The sequence below is a fragment of the Streptomyces sp. ATexAB-D23 genome, from assembly GCF_000373645.1.
Lineage (GTDB): Bacteria > Actinomycetota > Actinomycetes > Streptomycetales > Streptomycetaceae > Streptomyces > Streptomyces castrisilvae.
Genome location: NZ_KB892023.1, coordinates 44,712 through 67,807, shown reverse-complemented (window position 1 = coordinate 67,807; position 23,096 = coordinate 44,712). Strand labels below are relative to the sequence as shown.

General features: G+C 72.0%; 23 protein-coding genes. 15 read left to right on the top strand and 8 right to left on the bottom strand.

The features are described from left to right. Nucleotides 1-218: 218 nt before the first annotated feature. Nucleotides 219-998, bottom strand: coding sequence for a class I SAM-dependent methyltransferase (locus B082_RS0120520; protein WP_018553691.1), 780 nt, complete (start codon nt 996-998; stop codon nt 219-221). Nucleotides 999-1,227: 229 nt separating this feature from the next. Between B082_RS0120520 and mshA the strand changes: the two genes are divergently transcribed. Beyond that, nucleotides 1,228-2,592, top strand: coding sequence for a D-inositol-3-phosphate glycosyltransferase (gene mshA / locus B082_RS0120515; RefSeq protein WP_018553690.1), 1,365 nt, complete (start codon nt 1,228-1,230; stop codon nt 2,590-2,592). Nucleotides 2,593-2,906: 314 nt separating this feature from the next. Beyond that, nucleotides 2,907-3,377 (top strand): YbjN domain-containing protein, encoded by a 471-nt coding sequence (locus B082_RS36360; RefSeq protein WP_051094653.1) that lies wholly within the window; start codon nt 2,907-2,909, stop codon nt 3,375-3,377. A 6-nt stretch (nt 3,378-3,383) separates the two neighbouring features. Here B082_RS36360 and B082_RS0120500 read toward each other — a convergent pair whose 3' ends face one another. Then, on the bottom strand, nt 3,384-4,394 hold the full coding sequence (locus B082_RS0120500) for a phosphotransferase family protein (RefSeq protein WP_018553688.1): 1,011 nt from the start codon (nt 4,392-4,394) through the stop codon (nt 3,384-3,386). Between the two features lie 199 nt (nt 4,395-4,593). Here B082_RS0120500 and B082_RS0120495 point away from each other — a divergent pair, with 199 nt between their 5' ends. After that, the gene (locus B082_RS0120495) at nt 4,594-5,397 is read left to right on the top strand and encodes a hypothetical protein (RefSeq protein WP_026249998.1); all 804 of its coding nucleotides are present in this window, start codon (nt 4,594-4,596) and stop codon (nt 5,395-5,397) included. 7 nt (nt 5,398-5,404) lie between these two features. On the opposite strand, the gene B082_RS0120490 is transcribed toward B082_RS0120495, so the two are convergent. After that, complete coding sequence (locus B082_RS0120490) at nt 5,405-5,653, bottom strand: hypothetical protein (protein ID WP_018553686.1); 249 nt, start codon at nt 5,651-5,653, stop codon at nt 5,405-5,407. Further along, nucleotides 5,650-5,898 carry a DUF6694 family lipoprotein gene (locus B082_RS0120485; RefSeq protein WP_018553685.1) on the bottom strand — a complete coding sequence of 83 codons (249 nt, stop codon included), beginning with the start codon at nt 5,896-5,898 and terminating at the stop codon, nt 5,650-5,652. The genes B082_RS0120490 and B082_RS0120485 overlap by 4 nt, the downstream gene beginning before the upstream one ends. A 675-nt stretch (nt 5,899-6,573) precedes the next feature. Here B082_RS0120485 and B082_RS0120480 point away from each other — a divergent pair. After that, nucleotides 6,574-6,753, top strand: coding sequence for a hypothetical protein (locus tag B082_RS0120480; RefSeq protein ID WP_018553684.1), 180 nt, complete (start codon nt 6,574-6,576; stop codon nt 6,751-6,753). A 99-nt stretch (nt 6,754-6,852) separates the two neighbouring features. On the opposite strand, the gene B082_RS0120475 is transcribed toward B082_RS0120480, so the two are convergent. Next, complete coding sequence (locus B082_RS0120475; protein ID WP_018553683.1) at nt 6,853-7,614, bottom strand: phosphoglyceromutase; 762 nt, start codon at nt 7,612-7,614, stop codon at nt 6,853-6,855. A 212-nt stretch (nt 7,615-7,826) separates the two neighbouring features. Between B082_RS0120475 and B082_RS36355 the strand changes: the two genes are divergently transcribed. Continuing rightward, the gene (locus B082_RS36355) at nt 7,827-9,140 is read left to right on the top strand and encodes an MDR family MFS transporter (RefSeq protein ID WP_018553682.1); all 1,314 of its coding nucleotides are present in this window, start codon (nt 7,827-7,829) and stop codon (nt 9,138-9,140) included. Between the two features lie 61 nt (nt 9,141-9,201). On the opposite strand, the gene B082_RS39515 is transcribed toward B082_RS36355, so the two are convergent. Next, a complete protein-coding gene (locus tag B082_RS39515) occupies nt 9,202-9,351 on the bottom strand; it encodes a hypothetical protein (RefSeq protein ID WP_199783824.1) in 150 nt (49 codons plus the stop codon). A 227-nt stretch (nt 9,352-9,578) separates the two neighbouring features. Then, entirely contained in the window at nt 9,579-10,256 is a 678-nt protein-coding gene (gene phoU, locus B082_RS0120460; RefSeq protein WP_018553681.1) for a phosphate signaling complex protein PhoU, read from the bottom strand. Nucleotides 10,257-10,487: 231 nt separating this feature from the next. Here phoU and B082_RS0120455 point away from each other — a divergent pair, with 231 nt between their 5' ends. After that, entirely contained in the window at nt 10,488-11,762 is a 1,275-nt protein-coding gene (locus B082_RS0120455; RefSeq protein ID WP_018553680.1) for a sensor histidine kinase, read from the top strand. Next, on the top strand, nt 11,759-12,439 hold the full coding sequence (locus B082_RS0120450) for a response regulator transcription factor (protein WP_018553679.1): 681 nt from the start codon (nt 11,759-11,761) through the stop codon (nt 12,437-12,439). Before B082_RS0120455 ends, B082_RS0120450 begins: the two co-directional genes overlap by 4 nt. Nucleotides 12,440-12,523: 84 nt before the next feature. Here the strand turns inward: B082_RS0120450 and B082_RS0120445 are convergent, their stop codons facing one another. After that, on the bottom strand, nt 12,524-13,177 hold the full coding sequence (locus tag B082_RS0120445; protein WP_018553678.1) for a hypothetical protein: 654 nt from the start codon (nt 13,175-13,177) through the stop codon (nt 12,524-12,526). A gap of 610 nt (nt 13,178-13,787) precedes the next feature. Between B082_RS0120445 and B082_RS0120440 the strand changes: the two genes are divergently transcribed. The 8 genes from B082_RS0120440 (at nt 13,788) to cysS (ending at nt 23,024) form a co-directional block, all read left to right on the top strand. Next, the gene (locus tag B082_RS0120440; protein WP_006380568.1) at nt 13,788-14,270 is read left to right on the top strand and encodes a CarD family transcriptional regulator; all 483 of its coding nucleotides are present in this window, start codon (nt 13,788-13,790) and stop codon (nt 14,268-14,270) included. 493 nt (nt 14,271-14,763) lie between these two features. Next, complete coding sequence (gene ispD / locus B082_RS0120435) at nt 14,764-15,510, top strand: 2-C-methyl-D-erythritol 4-phosphate cytidylyltransferase (RefSeq protein WP_018553677.1); 747 nt, start codon at nt 14,764-14,766, stop codon at nt 15,508-15,510. Then, a complete protein-coding gene (gene ispF / locus B082_RS0120430; protein WP_018553676.1) occupies nt 15,500-16,018 on the top strand; it encodes a 2-C-methyl-D-erythritol 2,4-cyclodiphosphate synthase in 519 nt (172 codons plus the stop codon). Before ispD ends, ispF begins: the two co-directional genes overlap by 11 nt. Before the next feature lie 368 nt (nt 16,019-16,386). Continuing rightward, nucleotides 16,387-16,998, top strand: coding sequence for a GNAT family N-acetyltransferase (locus tag B082_RS0120425; protein ID WP_026249997.1), 612 nt, complete (start codon nt 16,387-16,389; stop codon nt 16,996-16,998). A gap of 31 nt (nt 16,999-17,029) precedes the next feature. Next, nucleotides 17,030-18,544, top strand: coding sequence for an ABC transporter substrate-binding protein (locus B082_RS0120420; protein ID WP_018553674.1), 1,515 nt, complete (start codon nt 17,030-17,032; stop codon nt 18,542-18,544). 4 nt (nt 18,545-18,548) lie between these two features. Further along, nucleotides 18,549-20,345, top strand: a complete 1,797-nt coding sequence (locus tag B082_RS0120415; protein WP_018553673.1) for an ABC transporter permease subunit — start codon at nt 18,549-18,551, stop codon at nt 20,343-20,345. Then, entirely contained in the window at nt 20,342-21,664 is a 1,323-nt protein-coding gene (locus B082_RS0120410; RefSeq protein ID WP_018553672.1) for an MFS transporter, read from the top strand. Before B082_RS0120415 ends, B082_RS0120410 begins: the two co-directional genes overlap by 4 nt. Further along, on the top strand, nt 21,621-23,024 hold the full coding sequence (cysS, locus tag B082_RS0120405; protein ID WP_018553671.1) for a cysteine--tRNA ligase: 1,404 nt from the start codon (nt 21,621-21,623) through the stop codon (nt 23,022-23,024). Before B082_RS0120410 ends, cysS begins: the two co-directional genes overlap by 44 nt. Nucleotides 23,025-23,096: the final 72 nt, after the last annotated feature.

The window sequence follows — 23,096 nt, the reverse complement described above, 5'->3', positions numbered from 1 at the left end:
GAAAAGCAACAGAGGCAGACACACCCCGGCCTGCATGCCCCGATCGACACAACCCGGTCCATGGACACCGCCCGCTGCTCCGTCACTCCCCGCCACCCCCGCGATCGCGATGTCCCACTCACTCCGACGAACGATGCACGGCCGACGTTCCCCTCGAAAGGGTGAATCCCGGCCCCGCGCCCCGAGTCTCCCCGAGTCGTCCCCGAGTCGACCGCGCCTCAAGGCCCCCCGGGCTCCAGCGCCGCCCACTCCACCGTCACTTCGCCCTGGCGCCACCGGCGTACCCCGTCCGTCAGCGGCCAGTCGCCCGACAGCGCACGCACGGCCGTGATCCAGCGCTGCCGGGCCCCCAGGGACGCGTAAGGGGCCGCGGCCGCCCACGCCCGGTCGAAGTCGCGCAGGAACGCGTGCACCCGCTCACCCGGCACATTGCGGTGGATCAGCGCCTTCGGCAGGCGCTCCGCGAGATCGGACGGCCGGTCCAGCGAGCCGAGCCGGGTCGCGAAGGTCACCGTGCGCGGCCCTTCGGGGCCGAGCGCCACCCAGACGTGCCGGCGTCCGATCTCGTCGCAGGTCCCCTCCACCAGCAGCCCGCCCGGCGCGAGCCGCTCGCACAGCCGCTGCCAGACGGCGGCCACCTCGCCCTCGTCGTACTGGCGCAGCACGTTCGCCGCCCGGATCAGCACGGGCCGCTCCGGCAGCGGGATCTCGAAGCCGCCGTGCCGGAAGGTCAGGCCGTCGCGCGCGTACGGCTGCGCGGCGGCGACCCGTTCCGGGGAGATCTCGACGCCGACCACCCGGGTGCGCGGTTCGGCGGTGCGCAGGCGCTCCAGCAGTTCGACGGCGGTCCAGGGCGCGGCCCCGTAACCGAGGTCGACCGCGACGGGGGACTCGGCGCGGCGCAGGGCGGGGCCGTGCGTGGCGGCGATCCAGCGGTCCATGCGGCGCAGCCGGTTCGGGTTGGTGGTCCCGCGGGTCGCGGTGCCGATCGGGCGCATGACACAGAGCGTAACGATGCGCGCGGATGCGGGTGGCCGGCGGGCGGGGCACGATCGTGGCGATCGGCACAGGTGGGGCGACGCGCCGCAGCATCACCGTAATGATTTGGTAAAGCGGAAATGAAAGGGGAGATTCCGCTGTTCCCCACCGTCGGAGGGACCGTTGCGCCCCTTCGGTGCCATGCCGTGAACCGTGCCGGCACCCGGCCCAGCGAGGAGGAAGGACGACGTGACCCAGTACGTCTCCCGGCTCGGCAGCAGCCGTGGCGCACCGCGTCGCAGGTTCCCCGCAGGTCTCACCGGCTCCTTCTCCGGGGGTCACCGCAGGCCGCGCCGCATCGCGATGCTGTCCGTGCACACCTCCCCGCTGCACCAGCCGGGGACGGGCGACGCCGGCGGCATGAACGTGTACATCGTGGAGCTGGCCAAGCGGCTGGCCGCGATCAACATCGAGGTCGAGATCTTCACCCGCTCCACGACCGGCGGGCTGCCCGCCGCCGTGGAGCTGGCGCCCGGCGTCCTGGTCCGGCACGTCGACGCGGGCCCGTACGAGGGCCTGGCCAAGGAGGAGCTGCCCGCCCAGCTCTGCGCCTTCACGCACGGCGTGATGCAGGCGTGGGCCGGCCAGCGCCCCGGCTACTACGACCTGGTGCACTCCCACTACTGGCTCTCCGGCCACGTCGGCTGGCTCGCCGCCCAGCGCTGGGGCGTTCCCCTCGTGCACGCCATGCACACCATGGCCAAGGTCAAGAACGCGGCGCTCGCCGAGGGCGACACCCCCGAGCCCGCCGCCCGGGTCATCGGCGAGACTCAGATCGTCGACGCGGCCGACCGGCTGATCGCGAACACCGCCGAGGAGGCCGACGAACTCGTCCGCTTCTACGACGCCGACCCGCGGGCCGTCGCCGTCGTCCACCCCGGCGTCAACCTGGACCGCTTCCGCCCCGCCGACGGCCGCGCCGCCGCCCGCGCCCGCCTCGGCCTGCCCCAGGACGCCCTGATTCCGCTCTTCGCGGGCCGCATCCAGCCACTGAAGGCCCCCGACGTGCTGCTGCGCGCGGTCGCCGTGCTGCTGGAACGCGATCCCGCCCTGCGCTCCAAGATCGTGGTGCCCGTCGTCGGCGGCCCCAGCGGCAGCGGGCTCGCCAAGCCGGAGGGGTTGCAGAAGCTCGCGGCCCGGCTCGGTATCGCGGACGTCGTACGGTTCCATCCGCCGGTCGGGCAGGACCAGCTGGCCGACTGGTTCCGGGCCGCGTCCGTGCTGGTCATGCCCTCGCACAGCGAGTCCTTCGGCCTGGTCGCCATCGAGGCCCAGGCGGCCGGGACCCCGGTCGTCGCGGCGGCCGTCGGCGGCCTCCCGGTGGCCGTGCGCGACGGGGTCAGCGGCTTTCTGATCCCTGGGCACGATCCGGTGGCGTACGCACGGGCGCTGGAACGTTTCTCCGGCGCGCCGGACCTCGTCGCCCGGATGGGCGGGGCCGCGGCGGAGCACGCGCAGCGCTTCGGCTGGGACACGGCCGCGGCGGCGACGGCCGAGGTGTACACGGCGGCGGTTCAGGAGCACCGCAGGCGGGTACGGGCCGGCCACGCGTAAGGGGCCCCCGCCCGTCCGCACGCCTTTGCCGCCTGACGTACGCTCGAAACATGGCTGACGCACCCGAGGAACCGGCGAAGAACGAGGCCAGGAAACCGGCGGAGGACCAGGCCACAGAACCGGCGAAGAACGACGTCACGAAACCGGCGGAGGACCAGGCCACGCGGGCCACGCCCGCCGCGCAGGCCGCACCCGCCCCGCAGGCCCCGCAGGCCTCACCCGCCCCGCAGGCCGCACCCGCCCCGCAGGCCCCGCAGGCCTCACCCGCCCCGCAGGTCCCCCCGGCCCCGGACGCCACCCGGGCCGCCCAGGTCATCGAAGCGGCCTTCGCGGACGCCGGACTCGACTGGGAGCGCCCCGCACCCGGCAGCTACGTCGTCCAGCTGCCCGGCACCCGCAAGCTCGCGACCACGTGCTCACTCATCGTCGGCGCCCACAGCCTCTCCCTCAACGCGTTCGTCATCCGGCACCCCGACGAGAACCACGCGGCGGTCCACCGCTGGCTGCTGGAGCACAACCTGCGCCTGTTCGGTGTGAGTTACGCGATCGACCCGCTCGGGGACATCTACCTCGCCGGCAAGCTGCCGCTCTCCGTGGTGACGCCCGATGAGCTGGACCGGCTGCTCGGCTCGGTGCTCGAAGCGGCTGACGGCGCCTTCAACTCCCTGCTGGAGATCGGTTTCGCGACCGCGATCCGCAAGGAGTACGCCTGGCGCGTGTCGCGCGGCGAGTCCACCCGGAACCTCGACGCCTTCGCCCACCTCACCCGGCGCCCGGCCGGCTGACCGCAGTCACCCGCGCGCCGCCGCCTCCACCTCGTCCAGGGCGGCTTCCAGCCGGGGCGCGACCTCGTTCCAGGTCCACTCAAGACGCTCGCCCGACGCACCGCGGGGCACCGTCTCCACCAGCATGATCAGATACAGATACGCCCGGTAGAGCGCGAGCCGCAGCCGCAGCGAACGGTTGAACTCCACCGGACCACCCGGCGCCGAAGCCCCGTACCCGGCAAGGAAGTCCTTGTCGTCCGCGATGTCGCCGAACAGTGCGAGCGACACGAAATCGGCGGCCGGGTCGCCCCAGAACATCCGCTCCCCGTCGATGATCCCGCCGACCCGCCGGGCCCCCGGCCCACCGGTGACCAGGATGTTCCCCTGCCACAGATCGAAGTGCACGAGCGCGGGCCGGGTGACGTCGTCCAGCACGTACGAGGCGGAACCGAGCAGCACGCCGATGTCCGCCGCCGTACGGGGCAGCCGCGCCGCGAACCTCCGCGCGTCGGCCAGTACCGTGTCCGTCATCCCGGTGAACGCCTCCCGCCAGGTGGCCGCGAGCGGCCCGAGTGCCCCGGACGGATAGCCGAACCCGCCCGGCGCCGCCACCCCGTGCAACCGGCCGACGATCCGCCCCAGTTCGGTGCGCAGCCGCGCCTCCTCCGCGTCGGCCATGGCCGTGGTCAGCTCGTGCCAGGGCTGCCCGGGGCGCGCGGACATGACCACGTACGCTCCCGTGGGCGTGGCCGGATCGAGTTGGCCGGCCACCACATGGGGCACGGTGGTCTCCTCGGCGACATCGGCGGCCGCGGAGTAGAACGTGACCTCGTTGACCAGCAGATCGCGCTCGTACGCCAGACGGTCCCCGGCGGCCGGCGGCGGGACCTTCACGACCCACTCCCGTCCGTCGGCCAGCGTCACGCGGGTGACGGTGTTGTACGTGCCTCCGGTGAGCGGTTCGCACGAGGTGACCAGCTCAGGCGGCACGCCCGAGGAGCCGAGCACATCGGAGAGAACGGAATCGATCGGCACGGCCAACTCCCCCTGGACGGTGTGAGCGAAGTGATCACGACGTCGTCACGATCACGTGCGATGACCACGGTAAAGGTTTGTCAAACCACAGCGTGCTCATAGAGTTGGATCACCCCCACGAACCCATTCAAGCCGCGCCGAACCCGGCGTGGCTGCTCTCGTGCGGGCGAAACACCTTGAGACAGAAGAAGGACGGGCCATGCGACCCACTGCCATACGCCGTACCGCCGTTGCCGCCACTGTGATGTCCCTGGCGCTGCTCACCGCTGCCTGCGGTTCGGACAGTGACGACAAGGACAGCGGCAAGGCGGCGGGTTCCACTTCGGCCCAGCCTTCGGACAAGGGAGCCGACAAGGGCGCGGACCAGACCTCCGCCAAGGTGTTGTCCGCCGCCGAGCTGGAGAAGGCCTCGCTGAAGCAGGGCGACGTCAAGGCCCACAAGATCACCAAGGCCGGTCCCGGCGACACCGTCGAGGGCAAGGACGTGACCGTCGACAAGGCGGCCTGCGATGTCTTCGCCGATGTGCTGATGGGCGCCAAGGCCGGTTCACCCGCCGCCTCCACCCAGCGCAAGGTGGTCAGCGAGCCGAAGAAGGACGCCGCGATGGACAGCGACGACCCCGAGGCGTTCGAGGCCGCCTTCGACATCACGACGACGCTCGCCACGCTCGCCTCCTACGAGGGCAAGGGCGCCGAGGAGACGCTGTCCTCGCTGCGCACCGCCGCGACCGAGTGCGCGTCGGGCTTCACGCTCACCGCCGCCGGGTCCAAGCAGAAGGTCGTCAAGATCGCGGAGGAGCAGGTCAAGGGCGGCGAGGAGGCTGTCGGCTGGACGGTGACGGTGGAGGCGGACGGCGAGAAGATGGCACTGAAGCTCGTCGAGATCCGCCAGGGCACCACACTGGCCTCCCTCACCTCGCTGAACTTCGCCGCGGCGGGCTCCGGCGGCGACTTCGACATGCCGACCGCGGTGATCGACGCGCAGGCCGCCAAGCTGGCCTGACCACGCCTCAGGGAAAAGGCAGCGGGACGAGCCGTACGACGGTGACGGTCAGGACCGAACCGGAGACGTAATAGAGCACGATCGCCCCGGCGACCGTCGCCTCCCGGCGATCGTGCTCCCCCTTGACGGCCGACGACCCGTGCCCGTACGGCTCACAGCCCAGGGTGCCCGCCATCTCGTCCCGGAAGGCGTCACCGTCCCGCATCTTGGCCAGGGTGTCGTCGGCGGGTGGCGCGTAGGAGATCCGGAAGCTCAAGCGACGCTCCGCCTCTCGGCCTCGTCCTGAGCGAGCCGGTCCAGAATCCGCTCGGCCTCCGGATCGGGCACCGCCTCCAGCATCCAGTGCCGCATCACGGCCTGGATCTCATGCACCCCGGCATCGTTGATCGCCCGGTCGAACTCCTCGCGCCGCTCCTCGGGCAGCGCCTCACGGATCGCCGGAATGCTGTTGGGCACCTCGACCTCGGCACCCCCGACAAAGGTCTTCAGCGGCTCACCCATGTCCGCCCTCCCGATCTCCCCGCATGCGCCACAGGGTACGACGCGGGGTGAGCGGCGTCACAGGGGCCGGGGAAACGGGGAGTCAGGACCGGTCCACGCGAAGACCCCCTGCCCGCGCTGACATCCGCGAGCAGGGGGCCCTGGCCTGATGCTCCGGGCGCACGCGCACCTGATGCCGTCGAGTCAGGAGGGCACGCGTAAGGCTGTGGCACAGATCTTTAGTAAGGATAGACGAGTGGATACGTAAAGCGGCGGATATGGGGTGAGTTAAAAGGCTCGATAAATGGGGTGTTAGCTGTCGCGATAAGAGTCCAGGGTTAAGGAGTCGCGATTAGTTACAGTAACGGGCTAATCGCTAACATTTCGCTTCACTGGTGTTAGCGATGCTGGGCCCTCTGTCGTCGTCAACTTCCTGCTGAGGGTGCATGCATGCAAGCCCGACGTGCATGCATGCACGCAAGGTCGGCTTGGTCCGGTGAAGCGGCTCCGGGGCCGCGAAGCGTGCCTGCGAGCTACTTTCCAAACGCCTTGCATTCAATTCTCACGCCCCTCACCTGGCAACTTGCTGGAGCGCTTCCACCTGAATAGGGTTCAAAAGAAATTCAGGGCCGTTCCCCTTGCCCGGGAACGGCCCTGTCTCCATCGATGTAGCAACGCATCCTCAGGAGGAGGCCCATGCTCCCACGCACAGGTATCACTGTCGACGTCTGTCCGCGCGATCTCCCGATGGCGCTCATCGGCACAGCCGGCGGCGCACTCGCACTCTGGGCTGACGCCCCCGCAGAGGTCGCTGTCCCCGTGGCACTGCTGATCGTCCTCGACATTCGCATCCGCCGCTGGAGCCGACGCGCCTGACAGCCCGTTGAGCATGTGACGGCCCACAGACGGCCCAGCGCACGAAAAAGCCCCCCACCAAGCGGAAAATCCGCAGGTGGGGGGCTAGTTCAACTCTGCTTACTTCTTCTTGCCCTGGTTCTTCACGGCCTCGATGGCCGCCTTCGCCGCGTCCGGGTCGAGGTAGGTGCCGCCCGGGTTCAGGGGGCGGAAGTCCGCGTCCAGTTCGTAGGCGAGCGGGATGCCGGTCGGGATGTTCAGGCCCGCGATGTCGGCGTCGGAGACGCCGTCGAGGTGCTTGACCAGGGCGCGGAGGCTGTTGCCGTGGGCGGCGACCAGGACCGTGCGGCCGGCCAGGAGGTCGGGGACGATGCCGTCGTACCAGTACGGCAGCATGCGGACGACGACGTCCTTCAGGCACTCCGTGCGCGGGCGCAGCTCCGGCGGGATCGTCGCGTAGCGGGCGTCGTCGCTCTGGGAGAACTCGGTGCCGTCCTCAAGGGCGGGCGGCGGGGTGTCGTACGAGCGGCGCCAGAGCATGAACTGCTCCTCGCCGAACTCGGCGAGCGTCTGGGCCTTGTCCTTGCCCTGGAGGGCGCCGTAGTGGCGCTCGTTCAGGCGCCAGGAGCGGTGGACGGGGATCCAGTGGCGGTCCGCGGACTCCAGCGCGAGCTGGGCGGTGCGGATGGCGCGCTTCTGGAGGGAGGTGTGCAGCACATCGGGGAGCAGGCCGGCGTCCTTCAGCAGCTCACCGCCGCGGACCGCCTCCTTCTCGCCCTTTTCGGTGAGGTTGACGTCCACCCAACCGGTGAACAGGTTCTTCGCGTTCCATTCGCTCTCGCCGTGGCGGAGGAGGATCAGCTTGTACGGTGCGTCGGCCATGAGTCCGAGCGTAATCGAACCCGTGCGGGCAGCGCGCGACCGGCCACAGGGCGGACAGGGGGCGGGGGAGGGGCCGTTCCCGATTGACGGGCCGTGTCAATTGAGTGGCCGGGACTCCTCGCGGCTTCGTAATGTTCGGACCGTCGGTGGGCCACTTACTCTTCCCGGCCCTTCCCGATGCCGATCCGCCGTACTCCCTGGGGGGAACCCGTATGTCTGCCGCCGCCGTTCCCGGACGGGCCACCCGGGCCGCCCGGGAAACGGTCTCCGGTCTCCCCAGGGAGTTCTGGTGGCTGTGGACCAGCACCCTGGTCAACCGCCTCGGGGGGTTCGTCGCCACCTTCATGGCGCTGTACCTGACCATGGAGCGCGGCTACTCCGCCTCGTACGCCGGTCTCGTCGTCGCCCTGCACGGGCTCGGCGGGGTCGTGTCCTCGCTCGGGGGCGGGGTGATGGCGGACCGCTTCGGGCGGCGGCCCACCATGCTGGTCGCCCAGGTCGCCACCGCCGTCTCGGTCGCCGCGCTCGGGTTCATGGTCCACCCGGTCGCCATCGCCGCCGTCGCCTTCCTCGTCGGCATGGCGACCAACGCCTCGCGCCCCGCGGTCCAGGCGATGATCGCCGACATCGTCCCCGCCAAGGACCGGGTGCGGGCCTTCTCGCTCAACTACTGGGCCATCAACCTCGGTTTCGCCGTCGCGTCCGCCGGCGCCGGGTTCATCGCCGAGTACAGCTATCGCGCCGGCTTCCTCTGCGAGGCCGTGATGACCCTGACCTGCGCCGTCGTCGTCTTCCTGAAGGTGCCGGAGTCCCGGCCGAAGCAGGACGCGTCGGCGCGCCCGGCTTCCGGAGCGGCGCATGACGACGGCGTACGGCTGGCCACCGTGCTGCGCGACGGGCGGTTCATGGGAGTCGTCGGGCTGTCCTTCGTGATCGCGCTGATCTTCCAGCAGGGTTACGTGGGCCTGCCGGTCGCGATGGGCGCCGACGGATTCAGCAGCTCCGACTTCGGCACGGTGATCGCGGTCAACGGGGTGCTCATCGTCGCGCTCCAGATCCCCGTCACCCGGTTCATCCAGAACCGCGACACGCGCAGGCTGCTCGTCATGTCCTCGCTACTGGCGGGGTACGGATTCGGGCTGACCGCCTTCGCGGGCTCCGTCGGCCTGTACGCGCTGACCATCTGTGTGTGGACCGTCGCCGAGATCATCAACGCGCCCGTGCAGAACGGCCTGGTCGTCCAGCTGTCGCCCGCCCACGGCCGGGGGCGCTACCAGGGCATGTACACCCTGTCCTGGTCGGCCGCCGCGCTCGTCGCGCCCCTGATGTCCGGCGTGGTCATCGACCACTTCGGCGCCGGGTGGCTGTGGGGGACCTGCGCCCTCCTGGGCACCGCCGCGGCCGCCGGGTACTGGCTGCTCATGCACAACCTGCCGGCCGGGGACGAGGCAGCGGCGGAGAGCCCCGCCGCCCCGCAGCCCGCCGACGCCTGCGCCGCCCGGCCCGCCGTGGAACAGGCCGGCTGAGACCGCGCGGGGGTACGGGGGCAGGCCGCCCCCATACCCCGTACGGCGGTGCGCCGCCCCGTCAGCCCGAGCAGCCCCCGCACTGGCACGGTGCTCCGGACTGGCAGCCGCACCCGCAGCCCGAGCCGCAGCCGCAGGCGCCGAGGACGGTCAGGCGCACCGCCTCGGCGGGAGCCTCCTGCTGGGGGTCGGTCATGGGGGAATCGGCCATGGTTCCTCCTCAAGGCGTACGACAGGGCCGCACGGCACGGGGCCCGCGACCGGGGCGTACGGACAGGTCGTGCCGCCCCATCCCATTGGATGCCCACCCGGACGGGCGCATCAACGGCGCATGTGCGCAGGAACGTGTGTACGAGCCGTGCGCGCGGGCGCGCGCCCCGGCCGTCCACGCCCCGGCCTTCCCGCGCCCCCGGCCCCGTACACCCCGCTCGCCGCTCCCTACGCGCCCTCCACCGGCACCGGCTGCTGGATCTCGTCCGCGTGCTCGCCGGTCACCAGGTAGACCACCCGCTTGGCCACGGACACCGCGTGGTCGGCGAACCGCTCGTAGTAGCGGCCCAGCAGCGTCACGTCGACGGCCGTCTCGATGCCGTGCTTCCAGCGGTCGTCCATCAGGTGCTGGAACAGCGTGCGGTGCAGGAGGTCCATCTCGTCGTCGTCCTGCTCCAGCTGGAGCGCCAGATCGACGTCCTTGGTGATGATCACCTCGGCGGCCTTCGCCATCAGCCGCTGCGCGAGCTGGCCCATCTCCAGGATGGTGGCGTGCAGGTCGTGCGGGACCGCCGACTGCGGGAAGCGCAGCCGGGCCAGCTTGGCGACGTGCTGGGCGAGGTCGCCCGAGCGCTCCAGGTCGGCGCTCATCCGCAGCGAGGTGACCACGATCCGCAGATCGGTCGCCACCGGCTGCTGGCGTGCCAGCAGCGCGATGGCCCGTGCCTCCAGATCGTGCTGGAGGTCGTCCACCTTCTGGTCCGCGGCGATCACCGACTCCGCGAGCTTGAGATCGGCGTCGAGCATGGATGTCGTCGCCCGGCCGATCGCCGACCCGACGAGCCGGGCCATCTCGACCAGCCCCTCGCCGATCGAGTCGAGTTCCTCGTGGTATGCGTCACGCATGGATGTCCCTCTCCAGTCCTGAACCGGGGCCGGGGCCGGCTGCGCACCGGATCCGAAGCCCGCCGGGTGCCGGCGCCGACCCCCATGACGCCACCGTGACGGCCGTACGCGTCGGATTCCGACCGGCCAAGTGAACCGGTGCTTGCCCCTCGGTGAACTCTGGGCGACGAGTCCCCGAGGAGGCACCCGCACCGCTGGGAGAGTGTCCGAGGTGGCGCATAACCTGGAGACATGGACGTGAACGCGGCGGTCGCCGCAGCTGCCGCGATCGCCGGGGTCGGTACCGGTGTGATCGCCATGCTGGCGTTCCGCTGGAGCGAGCGCGACCAGAAGAAGCCGACGCGTACCTCCCTGCGGCCCGACAGCAACGCCCCGCTGCCCCCAGGCGTCGACACGGTCCTGTCCGTGCTCAGCTCCTCGGCCGTCGTGCTGGACGAGAGCGACAGCGTCGTCAAGGCCAGCTCCGCCGCGTACGCGCTGGGACTGGTGCGCGGCGGCCGCCTCGCCGTCGAACCGATGCTGAACATGGCGCGCGACACCCGCAGGGACGGCGAGATACGCCAGGTCGAACTGGACCTTCCGCGCCGTGGCACCGGCCGGGGCGAGGCCCTCGCGGTCTCCGCACGGGTCGCCCCGCTCGGCTCCCGCCTGGTTCTGCTGCTGGTCGAGGACCTCACCGAGGCCCGCCGTATCGAAGCGGTCCGGCGCGACTTCGTCGCCAACGTCAGCCATGAGCTCAAGACGCCGACCGGCGCCCTGTCCCTGCTCTCGGAAGCCGTCCTGGACGCCTCCGACGACCAGGAGGCGGTGGAGCGGTTCGCGGGCCGCATGCAGATCGAGGCGACCCGGCTCACCAACCTCGTCCAGGAGCTCATCGACCTCTCCCGGGTGCAGAACGACGACCCGCTGGAGGACGCCGAGCCGGTCCGCGTGGACGAGCTCGTCGCCGAGGCCATCGACCGCTGCCGGCAGCAGGCCGGCTCCAAGCAGATCACCATGGCCTCCGGCGGCGCCGCCGACCTGCGGATATGGGGAAACCGCGGCCAGCTCGCCGCGGCCCTCGGCAACCTCGTCGAGAACGCCGTCAACTACAGCCCCGCCCGTACCCGCGTCGGCATCGCCGCCCGCCGGGTCGTCGTCACCGGCGGGGACGAGATCGAGATCGCCGTGACCGACCAGGGCATCGGCATCTCCGAGACAGACCGGGAACGGGTCTTCGAACGCTTCTACCGCGTCGACCCGGCCCGCTCGCGCGCCACCGGTGGCACGGGCCTCGGCCTGGCCATCGTCAAGCACGTGGCCGCCTCGCACGGCGGGGAGGTCACCGTGTGGAGCTCGGAGGGACAGGGCTCCACCTTCACCCTGCGGCTGCCCGAAGCGGGCTCCGCGCGGGACCGGGACCGCCCGTCGGGCGGCCCGCTCATCGTCAACGGCGACGAGGCGCCCGGCCCGGACACCGCACCCGACACTTCTGAACCATTCCCTGCCCCGGAGGCCCTTCCGTGACCCGAGTGCTTGTCGTCGAGGATGAGGAATCCTTCAGCGACGTCCTGTCCTACATGCTCCGCAAGGAAGGCTTCGAGGTCGCCATCGCGGCCACCGGACCCGACGGCCTGGACGAGTTCGAGCGCAACGGCGCCGACCTCGTGCTCCTCGACCTGATGCTGCCGGGACTGCCCGGCACCGAGGTCTGCCGGCAGCTGCGCAGCAGGTCCAACGTCCCCGTGATCATGGTCACCGCCAAGGACAGCGAGATCGACAAGGTCGTCGGCCTGGAGATAGGGGCCGACGACTACGTCACCAAGCCCTTCTCCTCGCGCGAGCTCGTCGCCCGCATCCGCGCGGTGCTGCGCCGGCGCGGGGAGCCCGAGGAGGTCGCCCCGGCCGCCCTGGAGGCCGGCCCGGTCCGCATGGACGTGGACCGGCACGTCGTCACCGTCTCCGGCGCCAAGGTCGACCTGCCGCTCAAGGAGTTCGACCTCCTGGAGATGCTGCTGCGCAACGCCGGCCGGGTGCTCACCCGGATGCAGTTGATCGACCGCGTCTGGGGCGCGGACTACGTGGGCGACACCAAGACCCTCGACGTCCACGTCAAGCGCCTGCGCGCCAAGATCGAGCCGGACCCGGGCGCCCCCAGGTTCCTCGTGACGGTGCGCGGTCTGGGCTACAAGTTCGAGCCGTAGACCGGCCCGCGACGGACACATGGCTGAGGCGCCTCCCCACGACGGGGGAGGCGCCTCAGCCATGTCTCGTACGGGCGGTGCCGCTCAGCCGTTCTGTTCGGAGTCGTCGGCCGAGGCCGAACCGCTCGCGGTGGCCGACGTGTCGCCCGCCGCGTCGCCGGTCGCCCCGGACCCGTCCGCCGACGCCGATGCCGAGGCGTCGGGGGTCTTCGGCGCCTCGGGCAGCGCGCTGGGGCCGAAGTCCTTGAAGTAGCCCTTCGACGGGACGACGGACGCGCCGAGGGAGAGCTCGCCGGTCCGGCTGAACGTGAAGACCAGCGGCTGCACGTTGCCGGCCTGCGTGGCCTCGTTGCCGCTCTCGATCACAGCGGTGGCGTTGCCCTTGCCGCCGAGAACGACCCGGCCGCCGGCCGGGACGACGACCGGGCCGGAGCCCTTGGCCGGGTGCAGCGCCACGGAGCCGCCGCCGCCCGTCAGGGTGATCGAGTCCAGGGTCTCCGCCTTGGTGCCGTTGTTGAACACCGTGGCGGTGACGACCGCCGGGCCCTCGGCGTCGCGCTCGGGCTGGGTGATGACGTTGACGTTCTGGATCTTGATGTCGCCGGACGAGGTGGCGGCGTTGTCCGGCCTGACTTCGAGCGTCTGCGCGTTATGGCCGGCCCCGCACGCGGTGAGCGCGGTGAGCGAGAACGCGATGGCAGTGGCGGCGAGGGCGCCGTGTCGAAGGCTGCGGCTCACGGCGGCGGCAACTCCTTGAACGAGCGGATGGGTACGGACGGGTCGGGCGAGCGAGGTAAAGCCGCCCTAAGGGTCTGTCAGCCGTCAGGTTACCGAGCCCCCGTCGCCGCTCCGCACCCGACCCGCCCCCCACCGTCCCCGGGATCACCGGCCGGGGCGCTCGGGCACATTCGCAGGGCCTTCACATAACGCGCTTGATCAATTCCGCCCCGACGTTCGTCCCGCCGCTTGAGCGGCTGTTCACGGACGGTGGCGCATTCCTTGCGCATAATCCGCACCGCGCCGCACGTTGATCAAATTCATTGACCATCGGCCCTTACCGTCGTACGAGTGATCCATCACCGAACGGAGTACGGAAACTTCAGCAAGCGGAACCCGACAAAACGGGACGTTCGGCTCCTTCGGAGTGGGTCGGAGTGCGTGTAACGTCCGCGTTTCTCCGTCCCCGCGCAGCGGCTCCGACCTGCGAATACCTCCTTCCGAAGGCCGTTCGCAGCACGTTCGTGTCGCAGTTGTCAAGCCCCGAGATATGCCCTGACCTGCGAAAACGCCATTCAGGAGAAGCGATTCTCGTGTTACGCTTGATAGCCACGGAAGGGGTACCTGTCACATGACGTTCAAGGTTGGCGACACCGTGGTCTATCCCCATCACGGGGCCGCGCTGATCGAGGCTATCGAAACTCGCCAGATCAAAGGCGTGGACAAGACCTACTTGGTGCTCAAGGTCGCTCAGGGCGACTTGACGGTGCGTGTACCGGCGGACAATGCGGAGTTCGTGGGTGTGCGCGACGTAGTCGGGCAGGAAGGGCTGGACCGAGTCTTCGAGGTGCTCCGCGCACCCTATGCCGAGGAGCCGACGAACTGGTCCCGGCGCTACAAGGCAAATCTGGAGAAGCTCGCCTCCGGCGATGTCATCAAGGTCGCCGAAGTGGTTCGTGACCTGTGGCGTCGCGAGCGTGAGCGCGGACTCTCCGCCGGTGAGAAGCGCATGCTCGCCAAGGCGCGGCAGATTCTGGTGAGTGAACTCGCCCTCGCGGAGAACACCAACGAGGACAAGGCCGAGGCTCTCCTCGACGAGGTCCTCGCATCCTGAACCGGACGGCACCGGTCGCAGTGACCGGATAGTGCCGGTCGTAGCGAATGTGCCGCGGTGCCCGCTGGCCAACCGTATTCACGGTGTGTCGTCGGGCGCTGCGGCATGTCCGGACGGAGAAGGGTGCTTCCGGCAGGAAAGACGGCTTCCAGGACGGCTTCCTGGCGGCGGGAAGGAACGGCGAATTCCAGCCGGTCCCGGTCCTGTCGCCTATCGGGTCCAGCCACTTCCGGCCACTTGCGGATGGATACCGGCCATAACCCGGCCGTAACCGGACGCCCGGCGATGATCCCCCGGTATGTGTCCTTGGTACGTTGCTCGCGATCTTGCTGAAACCGGCGGGTGAGGCCTCCCGAGCGGCCGGAGCGTGTCCCGACGCGCCCGGGGTCACGGAAAGGGTCCCGGTCGAGTCATGGCGCGGAGCCCGGCTCGCTTGTGGCCATACCCACGTCGGCCGTGGACACAAACATGCCGAAGCCTCGGAGTGCAACCGATGTCTGAACAACCGCGTCCCTACCGCACGGCCGCCGTGATTCCCGCGGCCGGCCGCGGCGTACGGCTCGGCCCCGGCGCCCCCAAGGCACTGCGCGCGCTCAACGGGACGCCCATGCTCATCCACGCGGTACGGGCCATGGCGGCCTCCCGCCACGTCTCCCTGGTCGTGGTCGTCGCCCCGCCCGACGGCGCCCCCGAGGTCCGCAACCTCCTCGCCGAGCACGCCCTGCCCGAACGCACCGACTTCGTCGTCGTGCCCGGCGGCGAGACCCGTCAGGAATCGGTCAAGCGGGGCCTGGACGCACTCCCGGACACCATCTCCGCCGTCCTCGTGCACGACGCGGCCCGCCCCCTCGTCCCTGTCGACACCGTCGACTCCGTCGTGGACGCGGTACGGGGGGGTGCCCCCGCCGTCGTCCCCGCCCTCCCGCTCGCCGACACCGTCAAGGAGGTCGAGCCCGGGGCCCCCGGCGCGCCCGAGCCGGTGCTCTCCACCCCGGTGCGCGCCCGGCTCAGGGCCGTACAGACCCCCCAGGGCTTCGACCGCGACACCCTCGTCCGCGCCCACGAGCGGGTCGCAGTCAGCGGCGAGGGCGCGACCGACGACGCCGGCATGGTCGAGCAGCTCGGCGCGCCCGTCGTCGTCGTACCCGGACACGAAGAGGCGTTCAAGGTGACCCGGCCGCTGGACCTCGTCCTGGCCGAAGCGGTACTCGCACGCAGGAGGGCCAACGATGGCTTCTGAGACCCCCGGACCGGGCCGGAACCCCGCGCCGGTCATCCCGCTCGTCGGCATCGGCACCGACATCCACGCCTTCGAGGAGGGCCGCGAGCTGTGGTGCGCGGGCCTGCGCTGGGACGGTGAGGGTCCCGGTCTCGCCGGACACTCCGACGCCGACGTCGTCGCGCACGCCGCCTGCAACGCGCTCTTCTCCGCGGCCGGCCTCGGCGACCTCGGGCAGCACTTCGGCACCGGGCGCCCCGAGTGGTCCGGCGCCGCGGGCGTCACCCTGCTCACCGAGGCCGCCCGCATCGTCCGCGCGGCGGGCTTCGAGATCGGCAACGTGGCCGTCCAGGTCGTCGGCGTACGCCCCAAGATCGGCAAGCGGCGCGACGAGGCGCAGCGGGTGCTGTCCGCCGCAGTGGGCGCCCCCGTCTCGCTGTCCGCCGCGACCTCCGACGGGCTCGGCTTCACCGGCCGCGGCGAGGGTATCGCGGGCCTCGCGACCGCACTGGTGTACCGCACCGACTGAGCGGCCGTACCGGCTGGACCGCTGCCTCCGCCTCCGCAGCCGTACCGGCTGACCGGCCGTACCGGCTGGACTACCGCCTCCGCCTCCGCCTCCGCCGTCGGACCGACCACCCCCGCTGGACCGCCGCCGTGCCGGCCACCCCCCGCCGTGCCGGCCACCCCCCGCCGTGCCGGCCGCCTCCGCCGGACCCCCGCCGTGCCGGCCGCCCCGGCCGCCCCCGCTGTGCCGGCGGGCTGCCGCCCCGCGTCCGGTCGTTCGTTGTGACGCGGGCCGGCCCGGGGGTCCCCGGCCCCCCACCGTTGTTGCACATCACTCGCACGTACGCTGGTACGGCAAGGACGGGTGCGCGAGGACGGTGGAGTTCCGGGATGACTACTGCGACGACGGCCGTGATCCCGGCCGGCGCCGGGGGCTACGTACTGCGCACCGCCGGGCCGCAGGACATCGGCGGGGCGCGGGCCGTGATGCTCGACACCGTCTACCGCGACCTGCGCTCCGGTTACGTACCGCGCTGGCACGCCGACATCATCGACCCCGAGGCCGCCTACCTGCGCCCGGCCCGCTGCACGCTGCTGGTGGCCGAGTGGGCGGGCGAGATCGTCGCCACGGGCGCCGTGCGCGACCGGGGGCCGCAGGCGCCGCCCAATCCGCGGTGGGTGGCCGACCGCTTCCCGTCCGGCACCACGGCGCAGCTGTGCCGGATCTACGTGCGGCCGGAGCACCGCAGGCACGGGCTGGCCCGCCGCATGGTGCGCGAGCTGTGCGCCTTCGTCGCGCGGGCCGGCGGTTACGACGCGGTCTACCTGCACACCGACCCGGCCGTACCGGGCGCCGAGCCGTTCTGGCGGTCCCTCGCGCGGGAGGTGTGCGACGAGCGCGCGCTGCCGGGCGGCGGTCAGGGCATCGTCCACTTCGAACTGCCGCTGCCGGAGTCCGGGGCCCGCGCGGGGGCTCCGGGCGCCCCGTACCCCACAGCTTAGATGACAATCGTTTTCATATAAGGTCGTTGCCATGCCCGCTCCCCGCCGCCGTCGCTCCGCGCTGCCGCTGACCCTGTCCGCGACCGCCCTCCTCGTCCCGCTCGCCACCGCCTGCTCCGGCGGCGCGTCCGACACCGACGGCGGGCAACGCCTCCGCGTCGTCATGGCCTTCCCGCCCGCCCAGGCCATGTCCCCCTACGGGGACGACGCCGTCACCCTCAGCCGCCTCGCCGTCATCGAGGGCCTCACCACCCTGAACGGCGAGGGCGCGGCCGAGCCCGCGCTCGCCACGTCCTGGAAGCGCGACAACCCCACCACCTGGACCTTCACCCTCCGCAAGGCGGTCTTCCAGGACGGCAGCGACGTGGACCCGGCCGCCGTCGTCCGCTCGCTGAACGCCGCCGACAAGGCCTCACCCGGCCCCCGCGTCCTCTCCGACACCGGCATCACCGCCACCGCCCGGGGCGCCGACGCCGTACGGATCGTCACCGGGGAAGCCGACCCGCTGCTGCCCCAGCGCCTCGCCAACCCCTCCCTCGCCATCCTGTCCGCGGCCGCCTACGCCAACGGCAGGGTCGACCCCGCGGGCCACGCCACCGGCCCCTTCACGCTGGCCTCCGTCAAGGGCGCCGTCAGCGCGACCCTGGAACGCAACGACACCTACTGGGGCGGCAAGGCCAAGGCCCCCGGCGCCGACGTGACCTTCGTGGCCGACGGCACCGCCCGCGCCAACGCCCTGCGTACCAAGGCCGTCGACGTCGCCGAATACGTGCCGGTCTCCCAGGCATCCCTCCTCGGCGACGGACTCGTCCACGCGTTCTCCTCCGCCCGCACCAACGGCCTCTCCCTCAACACCGCGCGCGGCGTCTTCGCCGACCCCGCCATGCGCGCGGCCGCCCGCGAGGCCATCGACTCCCCGGCCCTCGTCAAGGCCGTCTACGAAGGCCGTGCCGACACCGCGCGAGGACTTCTCGGGCCGGGTGTCAGCTGGGCCGCCGACGCCCGCACGGCCCCGGCCGGCCGGGCGAAGGCCGCCGGCAAGGCGCAGGTGGCGAAGACCGGGCAGATCGTCCTCGCCACCTACACCAACCGGCCCGAACTCCCCGAGGCCGCCACCGTCGTCCAGCAGCAGCTCCAGAAGCGCGGCTTCACCGTCAAGCAGGTCGTCCGCGACTACGCCCAGATGGAGGCCGACGCCCTCGCCGGGAAGTACGACGCCTTCATCCAGGCCCGCAACACCCTCCTGGACACCGCCGACCCGGTCTCCTACCTCGCCTCCGACTTCACCTGCGACGGCAGCTTCAACATCTCCCAGCTCTGCGACGAAGACGTCGACACCGCCGTCGCCGAGGCCGCCGGCACCGCGCCGACCGACGCCCGCCACACCGCCGCCGCGGCTGCCGAAGCCCGCATCCTCGCCACCGACGCCCTCGTACCGCTCGTCCACGAGCGCTTCGTCCAGGGCTACGACGACACCCGCGTCCACGGCGTCTCCCTCGACCCCCTGGAACGCACCCTCATCACCGCCGACACCCACGTCGGGTGACCGGGTGAGACACCTCGCCGGACGGGCCGCCGCCCTCCTCGCGGTCCTCGCCGTCATCGGGCTGCTGCCCCGCCTCACCCGCACCGACCCCGCCCTCACGATCCTGCACGCCCGCTACGCCGACCGGCCCCCCACCGCCGAGACCCTCGACGCCATCCGCGCCGAGACCGGCCTCGACGGCGGGCCCCTCCGCCTCCTCGGCGACTGGCTCACCGGACTCCTCCACGGCGACCTCGGCACCTCCTGGGTCTCCGGACAGCCCGTCGCCCCCGACGCGATGTCCGCCCTCGGCGTCTCCCTCGCCCTCATGGGTGCCTCGCTCGCCGTCGCCCTCCTCACCGCCGCCGCCCTCACCGCCCGCACCCTGCGCCGCGGAGCCCTCCACCGCTCCGCCACCGCACGGGCCGGGACCACGGCCGCCGTCCTCGCCGCACTCCCCGAATTCCTCATCGCCGCCGTACTCGCCGCGATCGTCGCCGTCCGGCTCGACTGGCTCCCCGCGCTCGGCTGGGGCACCCCCCAGCACACCGTGCTGCCCGCCCTCGCCATGGGCATACCGGCGGGCGCCCTCCTCGGCCGGCTCCTCGACGACGCCCTGCCCGCCGCCTTCGCCGAACCCTGGGCCCGCGCCGCCACCGCCCACGGCCTGCCCGCCCACCGCGCCGCCCGCCACGCCCTGCGCCGCACCCTGCCCGGCCTGCTGCCCCAGCTCGGCCTGATCGTCGTCGGCCTCACCGGCGGAGCCGTCGCCGTCGAAACCCTCTACGCCATCCCCGGCCTCGGATCCACCGCGCTGGCCGCCGCACTCGCCCAGGACCTCCCCGTCCTCCAGGCCTGCGTCCTCATCCTGCTGCTCCTCGGTACGGCCGCCGGACTCGCCGCCCGCCTCGCCTCCCGCACCCTGCTCGGCCCCGCCCTCGACGAAGGCGCCCTGCCCGCACTCGTCCCGCCCGCGGCCCGCGCCCGCCCCGCCCTCCTCGCCGCCGCACTGCTCCTCGCCGCCCTCTTCGCCGCCGTCACCCTCGCCGGACTCCTGCGCGACCCGCTCCACATCGACGCCGCCGCGCGCCTCGCCGGCCCCTCCGCCGCCCACCCCCTGGGCACGGACTCCCTCGGCCGCGACATCCTCGCCCGCCTCGGACACGGAGCCGCCCGCACCGTCCTGACCGCCCTCGCCGTCTCCGCCGCCACCCTGCTCATCGGCCTCGCCGTCGGAGCCCTACGCGCCACGGCCCTCACCGAGACCGCCAACGCCCTGCCCGCGATCCTCACCGGCCTCGTCGTCGCCGGCATCGCGGGCCCGGGACCCTGGAGCGCGGCGGCCGCCGTCACCGCCGTCGCCTGGGCCCCGCTCGCCGCCCACACCAGCGCGCTGCGCGCCCAGGAACGCGCCGCCCCGCACCTCACCGCCGCCCGCGCCCTCGGCGCCGGACGACTGCACCTGCTGCGCCGCCACCTCCTGCCCGGCGTCGTGCCCCCCGTCGCCCGGCACGCCGCCCTGCGCGTCCCCGCCCTCGCCCTGGCCCTCGCCTCCCTCGGCTTCCTCGGCCTCGGCACGGCGCCCCCCTCACCCGAGTGGGGCCGCATGCTCTCCGAGAACCTCCCGTACGCCGAACGCGCCCCCTGGTCCGTCCTCGCCCCCGCCGCCGCCCTCGCCGTCCTCGGCGCCCTCACCGTCCTCACCACGGCGGCCGTACGGGGACGCACCGGCCGGAACACCACGGCCGCCGCAGAAGGACCCACCGCCCCGGACACCACCGCCCCCGTAAAGGGACACACCGCCCGGAACGCCGCCGCATGAACGCCGCCACCACCCCCTACCTCCGCCTCCTCACCACCACCCAGCTCGCCTTCAACATCGGCTTCTACGCCGTCCTGCCCTACCTCGCCACCCACCTGGGCACCGGCCTCGGCATGACCGGCTGGCTCATCGGACTCGTCCTCGGCCTGCGCACCTTCAGCCAGCAGGGCCTCTTCGTCATCGGCGGCGCACTCACCGACCGGTACGGCCCCCGGCCCGTCGTCCTCGCCGGCTGCGCCCTGCGGATCGCGGGATTCGGCTGGCTGGCCGTCGCCGGCTCCACCGCGACCGTCATCGGCGCCGTCGTCCTCACCGGATTCGCCGCCGCCCTCTTCTCACCCGCCGTCGAGTCCGAGACCGCCCGCGAAGCCGTCCGCCACGAACAGCTCACCGGCACCCCGCGCGCCCGCGTCCTCGCCCGCTTCTCGGCCGCCGGACAGGCCGGCGCCTTCCTCGGCCCGCTCCTCGGATCACTGCTCCTGCTCCTCGACGACGGATTCCGCGCCGCCTGCCTCGCCGGAGTCCTCGTCTTCACCGCGGTCCTCGCCGGACACGCCCTGCTCATGCCGCGCCGCGCACCCGTCCACCGAACGGCAGCACGCGGCTCGCTGCGCCAGGTCCTCAGCCGCCGGCCGTTCCTGCTGCTCTGCCTCGTGTACAGCGGCTACCTCATCGCCTACAACCAGCTCTACCTGTCGCTGCCCGCCGAAGTGGAAGCCGCCACCGGATCGCAGACCGCGCTCGGCCGGCTCTTCGCCCTCTCCTCCCTCCTGGTCGTCTGCGTACAGCTGCCCCTCACCCGCTGGTCCGCCGACCGCGTCACGCCCCGCACCGCGCTCGTCACGGGACTCGCCACGGTCGCCGCCGGATTCGCCGCCGTACCCCTCACCCCGGCCGGCCCCGCCGGGCTGCTGCCCGCCACCTCGCTCGTCGTGCTGCTCACACTCGGCCAGATGCTCCTGGTGCCCGCCGCCCGGGGGCTCGTACCCGACCTGGTCGAGGACCGGCACCTCGGCCTCGCCACCGGAGCGCTCTCCTCCGTGTCCGGACTTGCCGTACTCGGCGGCAGCGCCGCCACCGGCGCCCTGCTCGACGCACCCGCGCCGCTGCGCTGGGCCGCACTCGCCGCGGTCCCCCTCACCGGCGCCGTCCTCGCCCTGGCCCTGCCCCCGGGAGCGCCCGCGAAGCGGGAGAAAATCCCCGAGGCCATAACAAGTGTCACGCAATCCCCGGAAGGGGCTCGGGGCACTGGTGCGGGCCTACTACCCTTGAGGGGTGACTATTCGCCTGTACGACACCAGCGCCCGGCAGATCCGTGACTTCGTCCCGCTCGCAGCGGGCTGTGTCTCGATCTACCTCTGTGGCGCTACCGTCCAGGCCGCCCCGCACATCGGGCACATCAGGTCCGGACTGAACTTCGACATCATGCGCCGCTGGTTCGCCTACCGCGGCTACGACGTGACGTTCGTCCGGAACGTCACCGACATCGACGACAAGATCATCACCAAGTCCGCCGAACAGGGCCGGCCGTGGTGGGCGATCGGCTACGAGAACGAGCGCGCGTTCAACGCGGGCTACGACGCGCTCGGCTGCCTCCCGCCCACCTACGAGCCCCGCGCCACCGGCCACGTCCCCGAGATGATCGAGATGATGCGCGGCCTCATCGAACGGGGCCACGCCTACGCCGCCGACGGCAACGTCTACTTCGACGTGCGCTCGTTCCCCGGCTACCTGGAGCTCTCCAACCAGGACCTGGACGACCTGCGCCAGCCCTCCGGCGACAACGAGACCGGCAAGCGCGACAAGCGCGACTTCGCCATGTGGAAGGCGTCCAAGCCCGGTGAGCCGAGCTGGGAGACGCCCTGGGGCCGCGGCCGTCCGGGCTGGCACCTGGAGTGCTCCGCCATGGCGCACAAGTACCTCGGCACCGCCTTCGACATCCACGGCGGCGGCATCGACCTGATCTTCCCGCACCACGAGAACGAGATCGCCCAGGCCAAGGCCTTCGGTGACGAGTTCGCGAAGTACTGGGTGCACAACGGCTGGGTCACCATGTCCGGCGAGAAGATGTCGAAGTCGCTGGGCAACTCCGTGCTCGTCAGCGAGATGGTCAAGGCGTGGCGCCCGATCGTCCTGCGCTACTACCTCGGCACCCCGCACTACCGGTCGATGATCGAGTACAGCGAGGAGGCCCTGCGCGAGGCCGAGTCCGCGTTCGCGCGGATCGAGGGCTTCGTCCAGCGCGTCACCGAGAAGGCGGGCGAGACCGTCGCGCCCGCCGCCGAGGTGCCGCCCGCCTTCGCCGAAGCCATGGACGACGACCTCGGCGTCCCGCAGGCCCTCGCGATCGTCCACACCACGGTCCGCCAGGGCAACTCCGCCCTCGCCGCCGACGACAAGGAAGCGGCCGTCGCACGGCTCGCCGAGGTCCGTGCCATGCTCGGTGTCCTCGGCCTCGACCCACTGGACGACCACTGGGCCGGCGAGAGCGACCGGGGCGACGACCTCCACGGCGTCGTCGACACCCTCGTCCGCCTCGTCCTCGACCAGCGCCAGTCCGCCCGCGCCCGCAAGGACTGGGCCGCCGCCGACGCCATCCGCGACCAGCTCAACCAGTCCGGCCTCGTCATCGAGGACAGCCCGGCCGGACCCCGGTGGACACTCGGCCCCCGCCAGTAGTCCCTGCATGTGCCGCCCGGCCCGCCGGGCGGCACACTCTCACTTATACGTATGCACGTCTGAAGCAACGAA

What these genes read in the sequence shown, in the direction of transcription:
- B082_RS0120420 (WP_018553674.1), top strand. Translation starts at nt 17,030, where the DNA reads ATGCCCGCTCCCCGCCGCCGTCGCTCCGCGCTGCCGCTGACCCTGTCC.
- B082_RS0120485 (WP_018553685.1), bottom strand. Translation starts at nt 5,898, where the DNA reads ATGGGTGAGCCGCTGAAGACCTTTGTCGGGGGTGCCGAGGTCGAGGTG.
- B082_RS39515 (WP_199783824.1), bottom strand. Translation starts at nt 9,351, where the DNA reads ATGGCCGATTCCCCCATGACCGACCCCCAGCAGGAGGCTCCCGCCGAG.
- B082_RS0120410 (WP_018553672.1), top strand. Translation starts at nt 20,342, where the DNA reads ATGAACGCCGCCACCACCCCCTACCTCCGCCTCCTCACCACCACCCAG.
- phoU (WP_018553681.1), bottom strand. Translation starts at nt 10,256, where the DNA reads ATGCGTGACGCATACCACGAGGAACTCGACTCGATCGGCGAGGGGCTG.
- B082_RS36355 (WP_018553682.1), top strand. Translation starts at nt 7,827, where the DNA reads ATGTCTGCCGCCGCCGTTCCCGGACGGGCCACCCGGGCCGCCCGGGAA.
- B082_RS0120475 (WP_018553683.1), bottom strand. Translation starts at nt 7,614, where the DNA reads ATGGCCGACGCACCGTACAAGCTGATCCTCCTCCGCCACGGCGAGAGC.
- ispD (WP_018553677.1), top strand. Translation starts at nt 14,764, where the DNA reads ATGTCTGAACAACCGCGTCCCTACCGCACGGCCGCCGTGATTCCCGCG.
- B082_RS0120440 (WP_006380568.1), top strand. Translation starts at nt 13,788, where the DNA reads ATGACGTTCAAGGTTGGCGACACCGTGGTCTATCCCCATCACGGGGCC.
- B082_RS0120455 (WP_018553680.1), top strand. Translation starts at nt 10,488, where the DNA reads ATGGACGTGAACGCGGCGGTCGCCGCAGCTGCCGCGATCGCCGGGGTC.
- ispF (WP_018553676.1), top strand. Translation starts at nt 15,500, where the DNA reads ATGGCTTCTGAGACCCCCGGACCGGGCCGGAACCCCGCGCCGGTCATC.
- B082_RS0120480 (WP_018553684.1), top strand. Translation starts at nt 6,574, where the DNA reads ATGCTCCCACGCACAGGTATCACTGTCGACGTCTGTCCGCGCGATCTC.
- B082_RS0120425 (WP_026249997.1), top strand. Translation starts at nt 16,387, where the DNA reads ATGACTACTGCGACGACGGCCGTGATCCCGGCCGGCGCCGGGGGCTAC.
- B082_RS0120495 (WP_026249998.1), top strand. Translation starts at nt 4,594, where the DNA reads ATGCGACCCACTGCCATACGCCGTACCGCCGTTGCCGCCACTGTGATG.
- B082_RS0120520 (WP_018553691.1), bottom strand. Translation starts at nt 998, where the DNA reads ATGCGCCCGATCGGCACCGCGACCCGCGGGACCACCAACCCGAACCGG.